Source organism: Streptomyces sp. NPDC051555, from assembly GCF_044454405.1.
Taxonomy (GTDB): Bacteria; Actinomycetota; Actinomycetes; order Streptomycetales; family Streptomycetaceae; genus Streptomyces.
The window spans coordinates 13,221-28,453 of the sequence record NZ_JBITDP010000035.1; the positions used below are offsets into that span (position 1 = coordinate 13,221).

A 15,233-nucleotide genomic window follows, 5' to 3' on the forward strand; every position below is an offset into this window, starting at 1 on the left:
CGTGGCGGGGTCACCGCTGCCCGGGTGGGGTGAAGGTGTTGCAGCGGCCGGTGACGGCCATACCGCAGGCGACGAAGTCCGCCGGGTCCTGCCGGGTCACCGCGCGGACCGCCGCCACCTGCTGGCGGGCGGCCAGGGTGATAGCGGCGCCGATCAGGTGGCGCCGGACATCGGGCGCATCGGCCCACACCTCGGCCAGCAGCAGCTCACTGGCCGCCGTGTTGCGCTGGACCAGGGCCAGCAGCAGCGATCCCGTCTTGGGGTCGAGTAGCAGATTCCCGGCCCGGAACCGGGCATCGTCACGCCACCGCGCCAAGGTGGCCATCGCGAAGCCCTCTTCGTGACCGGCGTAACGGCGGGCGGCCGCCGCGACGAAGGCGTCCAGCGCACTCGCGCCTTCGGCAGTAGCTGCTTCGAGGCCGCTGTCGGTGGGCGGTGTGTGCATCACCGTGATGGTCTCCCCGGCCTCCCAGCCCGCTCGGGTGAAGAATCCGGCAGCGCCGGGGCGGTCGGCGGGCACGTCGGTGGTCACCAGCGGCCACGGGACCGCGCCCACCACGGTGTTGAGCAGCAGCCTCCCCAGCCCGCGCCCGCCGGCGGCCGGATCGACCACCGGCCCCCACAGCCGCGCCCGCGCCTCGCCGGGCTCCGGACGCCGCACGCCGCACCAGCCGATCAGCCGGCCCTCCTTGCGGGCTACCGCAAGGACGGGCGGTGTGCCCGTCAGGGCGTTCGTCAGCCGGGAGCGCACCAGCGCGACGTTGACCGGGCGGTCGTCGCTGAACCCGGCGATGCGCCGCTGGGCCAAGGCGGCGAGCTCCTCACACAGCTCCTCCTGAAGTTCGCCGGCGAAGGTGATGCGGCTGGGTGTGCGTACACGGTCATCCATGCGAGTACCCCTTGGGGCCGGTGGTGAAGGGCAGGGTGTCCGGGCTGGAGTCCGCGGGCATGACCGTCAGGTGGCGGACCGGTGAGGCCCACAGGGCCACAGCGGTTCCGGCGAGGACGAACGTGCCGGTGAGGAGCGTGGTCCAGACGCCGGCCGTGGCGGCGAGTGCGGTTGCGGCGAGCGCCGCGAGGGGGCGGCTGCCGGCGACGAGCCATGTTGATGTCTGCTGGGTGCGGGCGTGGAGCTCTGGCGGGCACAGCTGCTGGCGGACGACCCGCACGGTCGCGGTCGCGCACGCGGCCGCCGCGAGCTGCACGGCCGCGGCGACGGCCAGCGCGGCCACCCACCACGGGCCCCGGCCCGCCAGGAGGAGCGGCACTTCCATCAGCGGGTAGAGCGCCATGCTCGCGATCAGGACCCGGCCGGGCCCCAGGCGGTCGGTGAGCGGGCGGGAGGCCAGGGCGCCGACGACGTATCCGGCCCCGGACAGGCCCATGATCACGCCGAGGCCGGTGGGCCCGGTCTCCACCACGCTCAGCAAGTACCAGCTGGAGACGGCGGAGATGATGCCCGCACCGGCCCCCGTGCCGCCCAGGCATAACGCCAGCGGCCGAAGGACCGGGTGGTGGGCCACGTAGAGAGCGCCCTCCCGCACCTCGGTGCTCAGCTTCCCGTGCGGATCCTTGCGCGGGCGGGGGCGGGAGGGGATCCGGCTCGTGCACCAGGCCGACACCAGGTAGGAGACGCAGTCCAGGGTGATGGCGTGGGCGGCGCCGGTGGCGGCGATGACCGCGGTCCCCAGGAAAGTCCCTCCGGTCGAGGAGGCGCCGCTCGCCGCTTCCTGGACGGAGGTGGCCCGGTGCAGCAGGGGCGGGGCGACGAGTTGCGGCAGGATTGTGCAGGCGGCGGCCTGGCGCAGCACCGTAACAGTCCCCAGCAGCAGCGCCACACCGGCCAGCACCGGTATCGACAGCACACCGGCCGCTGCCGCGAAGGGAATCACCGCGACCAGGCAGGCCGCCGTCAGGTCCGCGCCGACCAGCAGCGGCTTCGCCGGATACCGGTCCGCAAGGGCCCCCGCTGGCAAGGTGAAGAGCAAGTTGGGGACCTGCCCGAACAGATATAGCACCGTGGCCTGGGTCGCGGAGGCGTGGAGGTAAAGGATCGCGATCACCGGGAGGCCAACGGCGTGCAGGGACGTCCCCATCAGGCTCGTGCTCTCGCCCACCAGATACGTCGCCAGCACGCGGTCGCCTCGCAACGAGAGCCAGACCGGCCCGCCACCCCCCGGGGTCTCGGCGCGCGTGCCGGTCACCGGCTCCCCACCGTCGGAGCGTGAGCGGGACATGCTCGTTCGGCCGCTCATGCCCGGTCCCCGGACGGATCAGCCGGCAGGGCCGCGGGCGGAAGAAGGACAAGGGCCGTCCGGATCGCCTCGGCCACACACGCGGTGTGCCAGGCCCTGGCCGACGGCTCATGCGGTGCAAGCGCGCCGGCGATCTCCCTGAGCATCCCAAAGGCAAACTCCTGCGGCTCGTTCTCGGCGGCGGGCAGCTCCGCGACGACCTGCGCGGCCAACGCCCGGGCACGGTGCCAGGACCCGCTGCCCGGCCGCACAGCGACCGACGTGTGGTAGAAGCCGTGGCCCAGCGGCGCGACCGCCTCGAGGACCTCCGTACGGGAGTACGGGGCCGGCGGCGGCACAGGCAGCGGCAACCGTGGCGCGGCGGCCAGGCCTACGGGGCGAACCCTGGGAAACCACGCCCACGCGCTACCCCGTACCACCTGCTCCCGCTTCAAAACCGAGAGGCACTCGGCCACCTCGTACTTCCCGATGCCCAGGGCGGCCGCGAGGGCGTCCTCGGAAATCTTCCGGCCCGGGGGATGGACACCGCCGGCGAGCTGCGCACGCAGCCGCATCAGGACCCAGTCACGTACCGTGGGCAGTTGCCCGCCGTCGTCCCGTACCCAGAACAGGCCGCCCGTGCGGACCAGGGCCCCTTCCTCGTGAAGGGCTTCCAGGGCGTGCGAGGTCAGATGCGGCGGCGTGCCGAGGTCGTCGGTGACTTGGGGGACCGTGAGGGGCTGGGTCCTGGTGTAGAGGAGATAGCCGATCGCGGCACGAAGGGTGGCTGCGATCGAGTCAACCTCGGCCTGTTCCGCAGGCGAGGAAATCCCCACCTGCGCGAGGAGCCCCCCTATCTGCCGGAGGTAGGTGAAGAAGTTCGCGAACTCGCGCCACGGCGCCTCAGACCCAGGCTCTGCATCCGCGGGGGTGACGTCACCGGTTCGGGCGCTGCCGGGGCTCGGGTTCCTGTCTGGGGCGTGCATCTGGATGTGCGGTGTGATCATCGCGGGCCCTCCGTACCCGACGTGGGACGGGACGCGGCGGCCGCCGTGTCCGCCGACACACCGGCGGACGCGGTCAAGTTGCCGGAGCCGTGGCCCCAGTTCACTATCCGGTTCCACGACTCGTTCGGGTCCATGCCGGCTGCCACGCGAAGGCGTCGGGTCCCCGCTCGTACCTCCGCCTCGCCCCGGTCCAGGAGCTCGGCGATCTCTTGCGCGGTGCGGCCGTCCACGACGAGGCGAAGGATCTCCCGTGGCAGGTCGCCCAAGTCCACGGCAGTGACCGGGGTGGGCGTCAGGGCCCCACTGGAGTACGCGTAGTCCAGGAGCTTCAGGAACTGGGTGCGGACCGAGGCGTAGCCCTTGCCCAGGGGAGCGCCGAAGGTGCGCTTGTAGGCCTCCGACAGGACGTTGGAAGCCTGGGCGTGGCGGATGCCGAGGATCCGGGCGGCCTTGTCGACCGTGTGTCCTTCACCCAGCAGCCGCAACACCGCGAGGGAGGTCTCGGTGAACTGGCCGACGTCTGCACTCGCCTGCGGCGCGGGCGCTGTGGGCGTAGTCACGACACACTCCCGGCCGACGCGATCAAGGTGCCCACGCGGGAGGCCCGGTTCTTCTCCGACACCGAGCCGTGGCCGGACCGGGCGCCGATTCCCCGCCCGGCGCCGGGGGAGAGCGACGGGCGGGGGCCGCTGGCCCCCTGTGCTTTGCAGGCTGCGGAGCGGTCACGCAGGGCGATCTCCCACTCTACGAGCTGCTCGCGGAGCCATTTCCGGGCGACCTGGTGGCGGCGGGCAAGTTGCGCGAGGCTTTCGCCGCCCTGGTAGTCCTTGATGACCGTGGCTCGGGCGGCGAGGACAGCGTCCTTCACCGCCTGCACTTCGGCCGGACTACGCCGTACGTGCGACATGCGGAAAACTCCTTAAGTTCAGTGTCGCGGGAAGCGGGGACGGGATGGCCGTTGCCTGTCAGCCGTCAGGGCGGGGCTCCCGCGGACGTGGAAGCCGGGGCCCACCGGGTCGAGGGGACGGCTCTGGAGGCGGCCTTCGCGGATGAGGCGCGTCAGGTACGGGGGAACTGGCGCAGCGACCGGCACCAGTACGGGGCGTGGAGGGAGTGCCGGGGATGTTGTTCATCGGGCTCCTCGCGACTTCTTTGGGCTGCCACGGCCACGCATGGCGATGCCGGCCTTGACCAGGTACCGGTGGATGGAGGAGTGGGAGCGGCCGGTTGCGTCCGCGATCTGCTGGATCGTCTTCGCGCCCTGGGTGTAGGCCGCCGTGATCTCCCGGATGAACTCCCTCCGGTCAACGCCGGTCAGGTGCTTGCCCTTCGGCCGTGGTTTCAGAGCGGGCGTTGCGACGGAGGACTGGCGGGCGGAGCGGTCCGCTGACGATCGGCCAGCGCGGGCAGGCGTGACGGGCTCCTGGCGCGCATCCTGTGTGTCGGACAGCCGGCGCACCGTCGCTCTGGGCCGGTCCCTGTCCCGGACTTCGATGGATGTGGCCTTCACCGGAGTTCCTCGGACAGTGCCTGATGACGGTCGGGCGGGCTGACTCGTAGCTCGAGCTGCCGGGTGAGGCCACCTGCCTCGCACCGGATTCGGACAACGTGCCAGTCCAGGAGCGTCAGTTGCCTGGCGAGGTGTCCGTCGGTGGTCGTCACGCATCCGAGGGACAGGCCGGATCGCCGTGCCTCGCGGGTGATCCAACCGGTCAGCCACACGGTGAAGTCCAGATGGAGGCCAGCGTCCAGGAGGAGCAGGCGTTCCAGAGAGAGGACCGGCGGGAGACCGGCGGGCCGTGCACGGGTCGAACCGAGCGTCGGCGGCGTCGAGGAGAGAGCGAAGACGGCGACGAGCGCCCCGTACCCCATGATCTTGCGGCCCTTGACCGGGCGACGGCCGCCGTTGAGGGGATAGTCCTGCGCGCGGCCGCCGGTCCCGGCTTCCTCCAGGCAGTGGACCAGTGCGGCGTGGTCGGTGCGGTGCAGGGCGGACACCTCGTACGGGTCCGCGGTGTCGGTGTCCGGGCGACTCGCAACGAGTTCCGGCAGCGACGGCAGCAGGGCCGGGGGCCGTACGTCGATCCGCCGGTCATAGCCGTCGATGACGACGTGCTCGCTGGTGAGTACCGCCCGGCTGGGCCTTGTGCGCAGGGCGAGCGGGCACTGGGAGTGGAAGTGGACCTCGCGGATGGACGCGGGCCGTTGCGCTGCCCGGCGCGTGCACCACGCGGACAGCAGCTCAACGGGGCGGTCGCTGGCCTGGTCCGGGTCGGCGATCAGGTGCCGCACGTGCAGGACACCGACGCCGCTGCCCAAGAGCCCGGCTTCGAGCACGGCGGCCGCGGTTGCCCGCCCGCTGGCCGCGTCCGTCATCACCCATACGCCGTCCCCGCCGGGATCCAGGGCCGCAGCACTCTCCAGGGCCTCGGCCTGCCGGCACCACTCCCCGGCCGGGCACACGCGGTAGTGCGCCGCGATCAGGTCCTGCAGGCCGCTCGTGTGGCGAGGGCGGGCCTGCTCAACTCGGTACGGGGCCGTGGTCTGGCTGTGGGCGGCCGGCCTGTCGGTCAGCACGAAGCCTCCCCGCTGGTCAGGGAGTCGGGACCGTCCGAGCGCATGACCCGCACCGCGTGCAGGGCGTCGGCGAGCGTCCACGGGTCGAGCAGGTGCGCGGAGCCGTCAGGCGCCACCGTCCACAGCCGGGTGCCTCCCGCCGCATGGTCGGGGCGGGGGCAGCGCACCACTTCTCCCGCCACGCCGGTGAGGAGCACTCCGCCGGGGATGTCCCGGCCGTCCGCCATGGAGGGAAGGACCAGGAAGGCCGAGAAGTGTCCCGCGTCCAGGAGCGGGGAACCCGGAACGTCCCAGCGGGTGAGGACGGAGGTGGCCTCGGCCGCTGTAGTCGAGGGCACGTGCACTACAGCGAGGCCACGGCCGAGCGGAATGCCGGCCAGGGGGCTCCGGGACCACGGATTCCGGCTCGCGGTGAGCCGGGAGAATCCCGCCAGCGTGGCGAGCCACCGTGTACCCGGCGAGAATCCGCCCTCGCCCACGCCCGGTACGTGCCGGACCGGTGACGGCGTGGCACGGGCGGAGGGATCCGGCCAGGTCATGCTGCCGCAACCGTGGACCTGCAGGGCGGCTGGTTGCCCCGCTGCCTGACCGCGCAGATGCGATGTGGTCATCGGATGTACCCCCAGGGCAGGGCGATGGCGGCGTAGGCGTGGGAGGCGTCCAGGCGCTCGTACGTACTGGGGCTGCGCCACTCGGCGGTGGTCACCAGCTGCGCCCCGCCGGGCAGGGCCCACCGGTTCAGGAGGGTGTGGATCTGGTCGGCGGTGCGGGGCCGGAAAGCGATGCCGGCCCGTTCGTAGATGTCGACCAGCTCCGCCATCTGCCGCTTGTGGGCGCAGTCGCCGGTGGCGTGGGTGAGGGAGAGCACGGAGCCCGCAGGCAGCCAGTCCCGCAGCGCCGCCAGGGCGGTGCTGCTCGCCTGGTCGCTGAGCCACGGCAGGACGTCGTGCAGGAGCACCCCGATGGGGCGGCCGTGGTCGAGCCGGGCGACGGCAGGCGCGGCCAGGAGGTTGCCCATGTCGGTGAGATCTGCGTTCAGGTGGCTGGTGCCGTGGCGCTCGGCCAGGATCAGGTTGGCGTGGCCGACCACGATCGGATCGCTGTCGACGTAGACGATGCGGCGTACCGCGTCCGGGAGCTGCCGATTGTCGCGGTGCGGCAGGCCGCATCCCAGGTCGAGGATCTGGTCGATGGCGTGCTCGCGGGTGAGGACGTCCATGATCCTGGGGCCGTGGGCGCGGTTGATGCGCACACTGTCCGGCAGCCAGCGGGCGGCGGCCAGGAGCTCGTCGGCCAGAGCACGGTCGGCGCGGTAGTTGTCGGTGCCGCCGTCGAGATAGTCCTGGACCCGGGCGACGCTCGGAGTCAGGTGATGGGCGGACATCCTTCGGATAGTCGTCACGGCCGAAGCACCCCGCCGTCGCCGTCCGTCCGCATGCCGGCGGCCAAAGTGTTCGTGCCCTGGTTTGACCTGCTGCGGGATCTCGTGTCGGGGAGTACGGCAACGGAGCCCGCCATAGTGCCCGCGGCCAAGGATGCTGAGATCGGGCAGGCGGTCGCGGCCCGGGCGGGCCGGTTGCTGCGGGCGGGCCAGGCCGCAGCGTGGAGGGATCGCAGGTTCGCGGTCAGTTCCAGGTCGACGGTGACGCCCTTCAGGCGCCGGTACATCTGCTGGGCCACCACCCACGCCAGTGCGTTCGTCTCGTACCGGGCGAGACGGCGGCCCGCCTCCTCCAGGACGCCGCCTCGCGGCCGGTAGCTCATGCCCCGGACCCCGTAGAGGGTCGGGTACCGCACCCACACGGCGGTGGCGAGCCCGAGGCTGGGACAGCCCGTGGCCGAAGCGGCCGCGTCGGCCAGACACACCGGAGGATTCGGCTCGAGGAAGCCTTCCCCCCAGTTCGCCGGTGCGGTCGTCAGGTCGAGGGGGCCGCTGGGGACGACGAACAGGTAGGCGCCGTCGTCGTTTCGTGCGGGGCCCTGGGCGCAGACCTGGCACAGGCGTTCGCCCATCAGGTGCCGGTGACGGTAGGGGTGCGGCAGCGCGTTCTCCACGACTCCGCCGCCCGTGAGGTCGGTCGCGACCCGTGCCCACAGGCCGCCGTCACGATCCCGGTCCTCCGGCCGCTCGTCCGCATAGCCGAGGCCGACGACGCCGTCGCCGATGCACAGGAGGTCAGGGCGGACGATCAGGGGGGCTGGCAAGGCCAGTTCGGTGGAGCGGCTGGAAATAAACGGCCACTGGGGTGTGCCGATGAGAGCGGACGTCCCCGGCCCGGCTCCTGCCGAGGCTTCGGTGCCGGCCGGGCACAGCGCCCGGGCCAGGTCGCTTGCCGACATGCTGCTGTGGAGGGCGTTCACCGGGTCTCCTCCCAGGCGGACGGGGTGAGGACGCCGTCGTGGTCCGCCGCGATCAGGCGGACCCCGTAGACGTTGAGGAACTCGCAGAACCCCGCAACGGACCACGGGCCGGCGGCTTCGTGCGGTCCGGCGGACATCAGATGGTCCAGGCCGGGCACGATCAGAACCTGGATGTCCCGGCTCTCGACAAGCTGGCGGACGGCCCACAGGCCGGGGCGGTCCTGCAGCGGAAGGAGCTCCACGTCGTGCAGCCAGTGCGTGACCCGGCCGCAGAACCGGCCGGCCGAACACTCAAGACTTCCCAGAACCTCCGCGTGGTCGGCACTGGCCGGGACGGCTGCGTAGACAGCCGCGGCCGCGTGGGCGTTGAGGTAGCCGACGATCTGGTCCGATACACCGCCCAGGACACCGATGAACCGGTCGGACGGATGGGCACGGTTCCGGGGCTCAGCCCCCATCCACCGCGACGCCAGCTCGATGAGTACACCCGTGGCCTGGGTCTGCGGCAGCGCGCACAGCCAACCGATGCTTTGCGCCAGGCGGTCTCGGAGTTCCTCGACCCGCTGCGCCCGACGGGGCTCCTCACCGGGGATTTCGATGCTGCGCAGCCCCGTCAGGACACGGTCGAGTAAGTCGCGCTCAGCTCTCGTCGGCCCGTACCCGGCCTCCGAGTGCGGGAACGGCTGCGGGGCTCTGCGGACCCGGGAAGGGCTGTGGGCCGCGATGACCTGGCCTCCGGATGCGGCGGCGGAGAGGACGGTGGTCTTCACAGGGAGGTCTCCGCCCGGACCAGCGCGAGAAATCCCGGCGTGCGATGGACCTGGTCCAGTACACACTCGTACTCGTCGTCGTAGGGGCTGAACGCGATCCGGCTCACGGCAAGGACACCATCGGCCCGCTCCTGCGCGAGCGCTTTCAGGACGCGGGCGAGCCCGGGCCGCAGTGCCGGGCTGCCCTCGCCGGTGTCGTCGGTTTCCGGGGAGAGCAGTGTCCACTGCCGCTGCGCGGCAAGACCCCGAAGCTCCGCCAGCTGCCCCGCCGCACCCTGTCCAGGGCGCAGGAGCGCGTAGGGGATGACCCTGGGCACGCTGCCGGACGTCCTTGAGGGAACGCGGAGCTGCCGCACCGTTCGCAGCCGTATGGCGGCCGCCGTGTGGAGGTCCTGCTCGCGCGGAGCACGGAACGGGCCAAAGCCACGGGAGCGAAGGCCGGCCCCGGACGCCGGACGGTGCTCTACCACGGCGGGCGGAGACCCGCTTGGCCCGGTTCGAGGAGCGGTCGTGGATGGCGGGTTCACGCCGGGGATCCCTTCACGGTGGTGCGGAAGCGGTCGAGCCGCGGGGGCTTGACGGCGATGCCGGCGTACGCTGCCCGCAATCCCGCCAGCTGGCCGGTACGGCTATGGGCTGGGTGGTAGCGGGCGGCCGGGACCAGGCACACCCGGGCCGCGCCCTTCAGGTCCGCCCACCCTCCGAAGAGGCCCCGTACCGCTTTCACGGTGCGCGGCCGGTAGGTGATCTTGTGCGCCCGGTACACGGCCTGGACGGAGCGGCGTTGCCCAGAAGGGTGCTGGGTGATTGCGTGGCTGACCGAGAGCGCGCTGCCGGCCGGGAGGAGCGCCCGGAGGTCGGCCATGAGGGCGCGGACGGGCCGGTCACCGATCCACGGCAGGACATCGTGAAGGAGCACCGCGACCGGCCGTTCGAAGTCAACGACCCCCCGCTCGGCCAACCGTTCGAGAAGGGCGGGCACGCGGGTGATGTCGGCCAGAACGGCCACGGGGTCCGGGCCCACGGTCAGCCCGGAGTACAGGACACGGGCATGCGCGATGACGTGGTAGTCGAAGTCGACATATACGATGCGGGCCTGCGGCTGGAGCTCGTGGACGATCTCGTGGGTGCTCAAACCCAGGATGCCGGGGAGCTCGTCGCGTCGGGCCGGCGGGAAGCCGCAGCCGAGGTCGAGGAACTGGTCGTGCCCGGCCTGGGCTAGCGCGCGCACGCTCAGGGCCCCGTGCTCCCGGGTGATGTCGGCCACCACCTGCTGGTGGGGGACTGCCGCGAGAACCGCGGCGGCCACGACACGGTCCGCCTCGAAGTAGTCCTTGCCCCGCGCCCAGACGTTGCCGATCCGCGCGGGCTGCGCCGTGCGGAAGTGGTCCTCGCCCGGGGCGGGGATGCCCACGGCGAAACCCTCTTCGATGAGGTTCACCGTCCCTCCCCCTTCACAGTCGTTGCCTCGACCCGGTCGGTGGCGGTCAGGTCTGATGACGGATGCCGCGGGTGGCTGCCCCTGGGGCGCTTGGGCACGCCGGCGCTGGTGATGATCGTGTGGATGGCGCCGTACGAGCAGTCGGTGGCCTCGGCGATCGCACGGATCGACTTCCCGCCCGTGGTGTACGTGTTGACGACCCGGGTGTCGAAGGCGAGGCGTTCCTCGCCGGTGAGGCCGCGAAGGTTCACCGGCTTCAGCGCGTCCGGGTGTCGCGCGGCGGTGCCGGAGGTCACTGCCATCAGAGTTCTTCCTTCCTAGCGGTTTGGGGTCGGCGTCCAGCGGTGTACGCGCGGGCGTCTTCGAGGGCCTGGAGCCGGGCCATCGGCGCGGCTCGCTGCACCTCTGGCGGCATGCCGGAGCGCAGCAGCGGGCTGAGACGCCGGGCGAGCGTGCTGGTGGCGGCCAGCCACGCGAGTGCCGGTGCGCCGGTCACGGGCCCGACAGGTTCGTGATGACGCGGCGGACGGGAAGGCGGCGAATGACGGTCGGGGGCCGGCGCGGCGGCAGAGCAATGACGTCGCGCATCGCCAGCAGCCGCAAAGCCCAGCGCACATCGTGTTCATGGACCGAGTACGCGGCGGCCAGACGCCGGTCCGAGAGCAGCTCAGTGCCGGGCGGCGACTGCGCGGCCTCCAGCTCGGCGATCAGGCGGATCAGGACCGCGCGGGCACCCGGCGTGGGCCTGAACACCCGAGTCCGCCAGTCACGCTGGGGCCGCACCGCGTAGGTTCCGTCCCGCCCGCGCACCAGGACCCCGCACGAGGTGAGCTCCGCGAGTGCGACTTCAGCAGCCTCGTGCGGTAAGCGGAGCGTCGCGGCCAAGTCCACCACGCCCGGAACCCGCTGCCCGACAAGATGGTGCCCGTAGGCGCACTTCAGCAGCAGGACGTGGGCGGGATCGCTGAGGCTGCGCCGGGCAAGCGCGGCGACGGGGATGGTCATGGCGTCCTTCGAGGTCATGGTCTGGCGTCTCTACGCGGCGGTCAGGGCGAAATGGGCGGCAACGTGCTTGCCGGTGCCGTCGGACCTGGGCCAGTAGCCCCAGCCGTCTGCGACCTCGGTCACGATGCTCAGGCCGCGTCCGTGCTCCGACCCCGGACCGACGATCCGCGGCAGGGGAAGCGTGGTGCTGCTGCGATCGGCGACGTAGACGACCAGAGCGACGTTCGGGGCGAAGCTGAGCCCGACAAGGACCTCACCTGGACATCCGTCGGACGAGGGCGCGTGAACCACAGCGTTCGTCGTCAGCTCGCTGACGGCCAAACAGGCGCGCTCCTTGATGTCTTCGCTGCACTCCCACTGCGTGAGGAGCTCGGTAACGAACCTCCGTGCCAAGCCGACGGACTGAGCGGTCTGCGGCAGCCGAGAGGACGCGGACTGGGCCAGCGGGTCGCGGTCCATCGCCCACAGCAAGGCGACAGTCCCCGGCTCCAAAGCGGGTACGGCATCCCCCGCGGAGTCGGGTTCCGGCATGTTCGTGGTCTCGGACATCGCTTCCCCACAATCGTTCGCCCGCACCGAGCGGGCCTGAGCCTCGCTGGACCGGACGTTCACGACGTCACCGTCACGATCGGCCGGCGTGCGCCGGTGCACCGGCCGTCGGGCCGGAGCTCACCACCGTCCTCGAAGACGACCACGTCGTCGCACAGCAGCCACCCCTGTTCCACACGGCTGGTCATCAGGCGCGCGGCGACGTGGCCGTCGGCCTCCGCGGCCGGATAGGCCGGCTTGTGCTTGCACTCCATATCCAGGGGTCCTTTCGCTTCGAGGCGCCGACCGGGATCCGGGAAAGCAACGGCGCTCGGTGGCCGTCGCAGGGTGAAATGGGGGGATTCCCAAGCGCATTGGCAGCCGGAGGAATACCGTCGGGACAGCGATCAAACCGCGAGGGGATGCTGACGGGAATGCCGTAGTGACGGTGAACCCCGCCAAACCCGCCAAAGATCATTTCGGACCAGGGGACAGACCATGGCGCGCACACGCAACGCCCTGCTGGCGGGGGTCATCGCGGAAACCGGCTGGTCGCAGCCGCAGGTTGCCGCCGCCTTGGTGCGGGTGGCCACCGAGAACCACGCGACCGAGCTGATGGCGGTGAGCAGGTCGCACATCTCGATGTGGGTCGGCGGGACGCATCCGGAGGGGCGGGCAGCCCATATCTTGTGCGAGACGCTCTCCCGCCGACTCCGGCGCCCCGTCACCCTGGGACAGATCGGGCTCGCCCCACTGGCCCCGGCCACGGAGCCCCGCCCCGGCTGGAGCGTCGACAGCATCAGCGAGCTGGCCGACTTCGGGGGAGACATGAGCATGAACCGGCGTGGGGTCCTGGCGGCCTCCGCATACTCGGCGGCCGGGGCTGCCCTGCCGGGCGGAAGCTGGTGGGAGCATACCCGCGAGGCCGCCAAGGCCCGGACCTCCCTGTCCCGCCTCACGGTCACCCAAGGCCACGTGAGCGCCGTCCGGGAGGCGATGCGGTACTACTCCAGGCAGGACCAGCGCCTGGGCGGCCGAGCCGGACGCACCGCGCTCACCGCCTACCTCCGCACCGACGTCGCCGCCTACATGGCCGGCCGCTTCCCCACCGGAGCCGTACGCCGCGAACTCGTCTCCGCGACGGCCGAACTCGTCTACCTCGCGGGCTGGACCGCCTTCGACTCCGGCGACCACACCACCGCCCAACGCTCCTTCGAGTTCGCACTCCGCCTCGCCGCCGAAGCCGACAACCCGCCCCTGGCCGGCCACATCCTGCGCGCAGCCGCCCACCAAGCCGTCGACCTCCACCACCCCCAGCGCGCCCTCGCCCTCGCCGAAGGCTCCCTCGCCGGTGCCCGGTACGCGCGAGCCACACCGCGGGAACGGTCCCTGCTCAGCGTTGTCCACGCCCGCGCCCTCGCCGCCACCGGCCAGCGCACGCAGGCCCTGGCCGCCCTGACCCGTGCGGATACCGACCTCGCCTCGGCCGGCAACCACACCGAGGAGCCGGAGCGGGTCTCGTTCTTCGCCGAAGCCTCCCTCGCCCACGAAACCGCCTGCACCTTGCGCGACCTCGGAGACCTCAAAGGCGCCGAAGCCGCATTCGAGCACAGCGTCCGCACCCGGGCCCTCCCCTACGCCCGCACCCACGCCGTGACACTCGGCTACCTCGGAGAAGTCCAAGCCCGCCAAGGCCACCTCGACGCGGCCTGCGCCACCTGGACCCGCGCCCTGGACACCATGGCCGGCATCCAGTCCGCCCGCACCAGGGACACCGTCATCCGAATGCGCAGCGCGCTGTCTCCACTCCGGGGCCGGGGCGGCAGTATCGCCGCCGACCTCGACCAGCGGGCCCGTACCGAACTGCGCCAAGTAGGCTGACCCGGCCATAGCGCCAAGCACCTGCGGCCAACTCACATGAAGCCGCAGGGGAGATGGGGAGCCCGCGTGCCCGCCACCCTGACCATCACACAGATCGCCACCGTCGTCGGCGGCCACATGACCGTCGCCGACGACTACCAGGGCGGAGTCGAATCGGTCATCCGCCTCGACGAAGCCTTCCCGCTGGAGACGCTGCAGGGCATCGAGGAGTTCTCCCACCTCACCGTCCTCTGGCACTTCAACAAGGCTTCGCCAGCCGATGTTCAGCTCCATGCCCGCAGCCCGCGCGGTGACTCCCGCTGGCCGGCGACCGGGACTTTCGTACATCGCAACCACCGCCGGCCCAACCAGCTCGCGACGTCCTACCCTCGCCTGCTCAAGGTCGTCGGCCGCGACCTGCACGTAACCGACCTGGACGCTGTCGAGGGCACGCCCGTGTACGACATCGCGCCCTACTTCGAACAGATGGGGCCGCGAGGGCCAGTTACTCAGCCGGCCTGGCCGGGCGAAATGCTGGACCCGACCTACTGGGCTCCGGCCGTTGACCGCATGGTCTGAGATGGACCGCACGAGCGAGCCCGGACCCGTCGCGGGGTCCGGGAGACGCGCTGGTGACGAGCGTTTCGTACGCCTCCCCGCCCGCGTGTCTGCCACGCGGAGGCAGGCCGGCCTGTTCGCTGGTGATGGGTCTGAGATCTTGGTCATCACGGCTCCACGTCAGCAAGGGACTCTTTCGGGCAGGGCTCTGCACCGCGCACAAGGTCCGCGGACGGCGGGGACGGCAGCGAGGCCGTCGGTCGGCCTACGGCAGGCCGTGGTCTGCGCTGGGCCGCACGCGGCCCAGCGCAGCCTCGAGCGCCGCTCGGATGACGGCCGCGTCGGGCAGGTCAAGTGGGTGGGTGGGCGGTGTGTCCCAACGCAGGTTCTTCGTGGGCGGCAGGGCGATCCAGTCGCCCGTGCCGCTTCGGACCTCGGCACACATTCCGGCCATCGCGAGTCCCGTTCCGGGCAAGGCCAGGATGGTGGCAGTGGTGTGGTCCCCCACCATGCAGGGCGCCCGGACAGCCACCCGCTCGAGCTCCTCCATTACGAGCAGGCCCGACTCATAGGGCAGGATCACGGCGTCGAACAGCGCGCAGTCGCAGATGACTCCCGCACCAGGCCGGCCGTCGAAGACCTCACCCACCCGGTGCGCGGGCAACGCGGCGACCGGCTCCCGCTCGGGATGAGCCCCCGGCCAGCCGCACGAGGTGTCTGCGCAAGTACACCCGCCACCACGCCTGTAGCGATGCCCTGCGGTGACGGCCCACCCGAATACGCCCGTGTACGCGACCGCGCACGCCCGGGTGTTCCGCCCGTGCAAGGCCGGGGGCACGGCCGCATCCTCATGACCGGTCGACCGGTCCTTGTTGACCTGCATGGCAACGAG

20 protein-coding genes are annotated in these 15,233 nt (G+C 71.7%); 2 read left to right on the forward strand and 18 right to left on the reverse strand.

Annotation, left to right across the window (positions count from 1 at the left end):
- Nucleotides 1–10: 10 nt before the first annotated feature.
- From ACIBEA_RS39655 to ACIBEA_RS39735, 17 genes are all read right to left on the reverse strand, one after another.
- Complete coding sequence (locus tag ACIBEA_RS39655) at nucleotides 11–889, reverse strand: GNAT family N-acetyltransferase (protein ID WP_399268471.1); 879 nt, start codon at nucleotides 887–889, stop codon at nucleotides 11–13.
- On the reverse strand, nucleotides 882–2,204 hold the full coding sequence (locus tag ACIBEA_RS39660; RefSeq protein WP_399268473.1) for an MFS transporter: 1,323 nt from the start codon (nucleotides 2,202–2,204) through the stop codon (nucleotides 882–884). Before ACIBEA_RS39660 ends, ACIBEA_RS39655 begins: the two co-directional genes overlap by 8 nt.
- 47 nt (nucleotides 2,205–2,251) lie before the next feature.
- Nucleotides 2,252–3,241 carry a hypothetical protein gene (locus tag ACIBEA_RS39665; RefSeq protein ID WP_399268475.1) on the reverse strand — a complete coding sequence of 330 codons (990 nt, stop codon included), beginning with the start codon at nucleotides 3,239–3,241 and terminating at the stop codon, nucleotides 2,252–2,254.
- On the reverse strand, nucleotides 3,238–3,801 hold the full coding sequence (locus ACIBEA_RS39670) for a hypothetical protein (protein WP_399268477.1): 564 nt from the start codon (nucleotides 3,799–3,801) through the stop codon (nucleotides 3,238–3,240). Before ACIBEA_RS39670 ends, ACIBEA_RS39665 begins: the two co-directional genes overlap by 4 nt.
- The gene (locus tag ACIBEA_RS39675; RefSeq protein WP_399268479.1) at nucleotides 3,798–4,148 is read right to left on the reverse strand and encodes a hypothetical protein; all 351 of its coding nucleotides are present in this window, start codon (nucleotides 4,146–4,148) and stop codon (nucleotides 3,798–3,800) included. Before ACIBEA_RS39675 ends, ACIBEA_RS39670 begins: the two co-directional genes overlap by 4 nt.
- A 222-nt stretch (nucleotides 4,149–4,370) precedes the next feature.
- On the reverse strand, nucleotides 4,371–4,751 hold the full coding sequence (locus ACIBEA_RS39680) for a helix-turn-helix domain-containing protein (RefSeq protein ID WP_399268481.1): 381 nt from the start codon (nucleotides 4,749–4,751) through the stop codon (nucleotides 4,371–4,373).
- Nucleotides 4,748–5,818, reverse strand: a complete 1,071-nt coding sequence (locus tag ACIBEA_RS39685; protein ID WP_399268483.1) for a hypothetical protein — start codon at nucleotides 5,816–5,818, stop codon at nucleotides 4,748–4,750. Before ACIBEA_RS39685 ends, ACIBEA_RS39680 begins: the two co-directional genes overlap by 4 nt.
- A complete protein-coding gene (locus ACIBEA_RS39690; protein ID WP_399268485.1) occupies nucleotides 5,812–6,156 on the reverse strand; it encodes a hypothetical protein in 345 nt (114 codons plus the stop codon). The genes ACIBEA_RS39685 and ACIBEA_RS39690 overlap by 7 nt, the downstream gene beginning before the upstream one ends.
- Before the next feature lie 269 nt (nucleotides 6,157–6,425).
- A complete protein-coding gene (locus tag ACIBEA_RS39695) occupies nucleotides 6,426–7,202 on the reverse strand; it encodes an SAM-dependent methyltransferase (RefSeq protein WP_399268487.1) in 777 nt (258 codons plus the stop codon).
- A 14-nt stretch (nucleotides 7,203–7,216) separates the two neighbouring features.
- The gene (locus ACIBEA_RS39700) at nucleotides 7,217–8,179 is read right to left on the reverse strand and encodes a hypothetical protein (RefSeq protein WP_399268489.1); all 963 of its coding nucleotides are present in this window, start codon (nucleotides 8,177–8,179) and stop codon (nucleotides 7,217–7,219) included.
- Nucleotides 8,176–8,949 carry a hypothetical protein gene (locus tag ACIBEA_RS39705; RefSeq protein WP_399268491.1) on the reverse strand — a complete coding sequence of 258 codons (774 nt, stop codon included), beginning with the start codon at nucleotides 8,947–8,949 and terminating at the stop codon, nucleotides 8,176–8,178. The genes ACIBEA_RS39700 and ACIBEA_RS39705 overlap by 4 nt, the downstream gene beginning before the upstream one ends.
- Complete coding sequence (locus tag ACIBEA_RS39710) at nucleotides 8,946–9,266, reverse strand: hypothetical protein (protein ID WP_399268492.1); 321 nt, start codon at nucleotides 9,264–9,266, stop codon at nucleotides 8,946–8,948. Before ACIBEA_RS39710 ends, ACIBEA_RS39705 begins: the two co-directional genes overlap by 4 nt.
- A gap of 206 nt (nucleotides 9,267–9,472) precedes the next feature.
- Complete coding sequence (locus ACIBEA_RS39715; protein WP_399268494.1) at nucleotides 9,473–10,390, reverse strand: SAM-dependent methyltransferase; 918 nt, start codon at nucleotides 10,388–10,390, stop codon at nucleotides 9,473–9,475.
- On the reverse strand, nucleotides 10,387–10,692 hold the full coding sequence (locus ACIBEA_RS39720; protein ID WP_399268496.1) for a helix-turn-helix domain-containing protein: 306 nt from the start codon (nucleotides 10,690–10,692) through the stop codon (nucleotides 10,387–10,389). Before ACIBEA_RS39720 ends, ACIBEA_RS39715 begins: the two co-directional genes overlap by 4 nt.
- A gap of 190 nt (nucleotides 10,693–10,882) precedes the next feature.
- On the reverse strand, nucleotides 10,883–11,413 hold the full coding sequence (locus tag ACIBEA_RS39725) for a hypothetical protein (protein ID WP_399268498.1): 531 nt from the start codon (nucleotides 11,411–11,413) through the stop codon (nucleotides 10,883–10,885).
- A 12-nt stretch (nucleotides 11,414–11,425) separates the two neighbouring features.
- On the reverse strand, nucleotides 11,426–11,944 hold the full coding sequence (locus ACIBEA_RS39730) for an ATP-binding protein (RefSeq protein WP_399268500.1): 519 nt from the start codon (nucleotides 11,942–11,944) through the stop codon (nucleotides 11,426–11,428).
- A gap of 59 nt (nucleotides 11,945–12,003) precedes the next feature.
- A complete protein-coding gene (locus ACIBEA_RS39735) occupies nucleotides 12,004–12,198 on the reverse strand; it encodes a DUF5999 family protein (RefSeq protein ID WP_399268502.1) in 195 nt (64 codons plus the stop codon).
- A gap of 223 nt (nucleotides 12,199–12,421) precedes the next feature.
- On the opposite strand from ACIBEA_RS39735, the gene ACIBEA_RS39740 reads away from it, so the two are divergent.
- Both ACIBEA_RS39740 and ACIBEA_RS39745 read left to right on the forward strand, forming a co-directional pair.
- Nucleotides 12,422–13,804, forward strand: coding sequence for a Tat pathway signal protein (locus ACIBEA_RS39740; RefSeq protein WP_399268504.1), 1,383 nt, complete (start codon nucleotides 12,422–12,424; stop codon nucleotides 13,802–13,804).
- 117 nt (nucleotides 13,805–13,921) lie between these two features.
- Nucleotides 13,922–14,362 (forward strand): SAM-dependent methyltransferase, encoded by a 441-nt coding sequence (locus tag ACIBEA_RS39745; protein ID WP_399268577.1) that lies wholly within the window; start codon nucleotides 13,922–13,924, stop codon nucleotides 14,360–14,362.
- Nucleotides 14,363–14,606: 244 nt separating this feature from the next.
- Here ACIBEA_RS39745 and ACIBEA_RS39750 read toward each other — a convergent pair whose 3' ends face one another.
- Nucleotides 14,607–15,224, reverse strand: a complete 618-nt coding sequence (locus ACIBEA_RS39750; protein WP_399268506.1) for a hypothetical protein — start codon at nucleotides 15,222–15,224, stop codon at nucleotides 14,607–14,609.
- Nucleotides 15,225–15,233: the final 9 nt, after the last annotated feature.

Excerpts from the sequence above, each read along its gene's own strand:
- ACIBEA_RS39655 (WP_399268471.1), bottom strand. The coding sequence starts at position 889 with ATGGATGACCGTGTACGCACACCCAGCCGCATCACCTTCGCCGGCGAA.
- ACIBEA_RS39665 (WP_399268475.1), bottom strand. The coding sequence starts at position 3,241 with ATGATCACACCGCACATCCAGATGCACGCCCCAGACAGGAACCCGAGC.
- ACIBEA_RS39675 (WP_399268479.1), bottom strand. The coding sequence starts at position 4,148 with ATGTCGCACGTACGGCGTAGTCCGGCCGAAGTGCAGGCGGTGAAGGAC.
- ACIBEA_RS39695 (WP_399268487.1), bottom strand. The coding sequence starts at position 7,202 with ATGTCCGCCCATCACCTGACTCCGAGCGTCGCCCGGGTCCAGGACTAT.
- ACIBEA_RS39720 (WP_399268496.1), bottom strand. The coding sequence starts at position 10,692 with ATGGCAGTGACCTCCGGCACCGCCGCGCGACACCCGGACGCGCTGAAG.
- ACIBEA_RS39725 (WP_399268498.1), bottom strand. The coding sequence starts at position 11,413 with ATGACCTCGAAGGACGCCATGACCATCCCCGTCGCCGCGCTTGCCCGG.
- ACIBEA_RS39730 (WP_399268500.1), bottom strand. The coding sequence starts at position 11,944 with ATGTCCGAGACCACGAACATGCCGGAACCCGACTCCGCGGGGGATGCC.
- ACIBEA_RS39735 (WP_399268502.1), bottom strand. The coding sequence starts at position 12,198 with ATGGAGTGCAAGCACAAGCCGGCCTATCCGGCCGCGGAGGCCGACGGC.
- ACIBEA_RS39740 (WP_399268504.1), top strand. The coding sequence starts at position 12,422 with ATGGCGCGCACACGCAACGCCCTGCTGGCGGGGGTCATCGCGGAAACC.
- ACIBEA_RS39745 (WP_399268577.1), top strand. The coding sequence starts at position 13,922 with ATGACCGTCGCCGACGACTACCAGGGCGGAGTCGAATCGGTCATCCGC.
- ACIBEA_RS39750 (WP_399268506.1), bottom strand. The coding sequence starts at position 15,224 with ATGCAGGTCAACAAGGACCGGTCGACCGGTCATGAGGATGCGGCCGTG.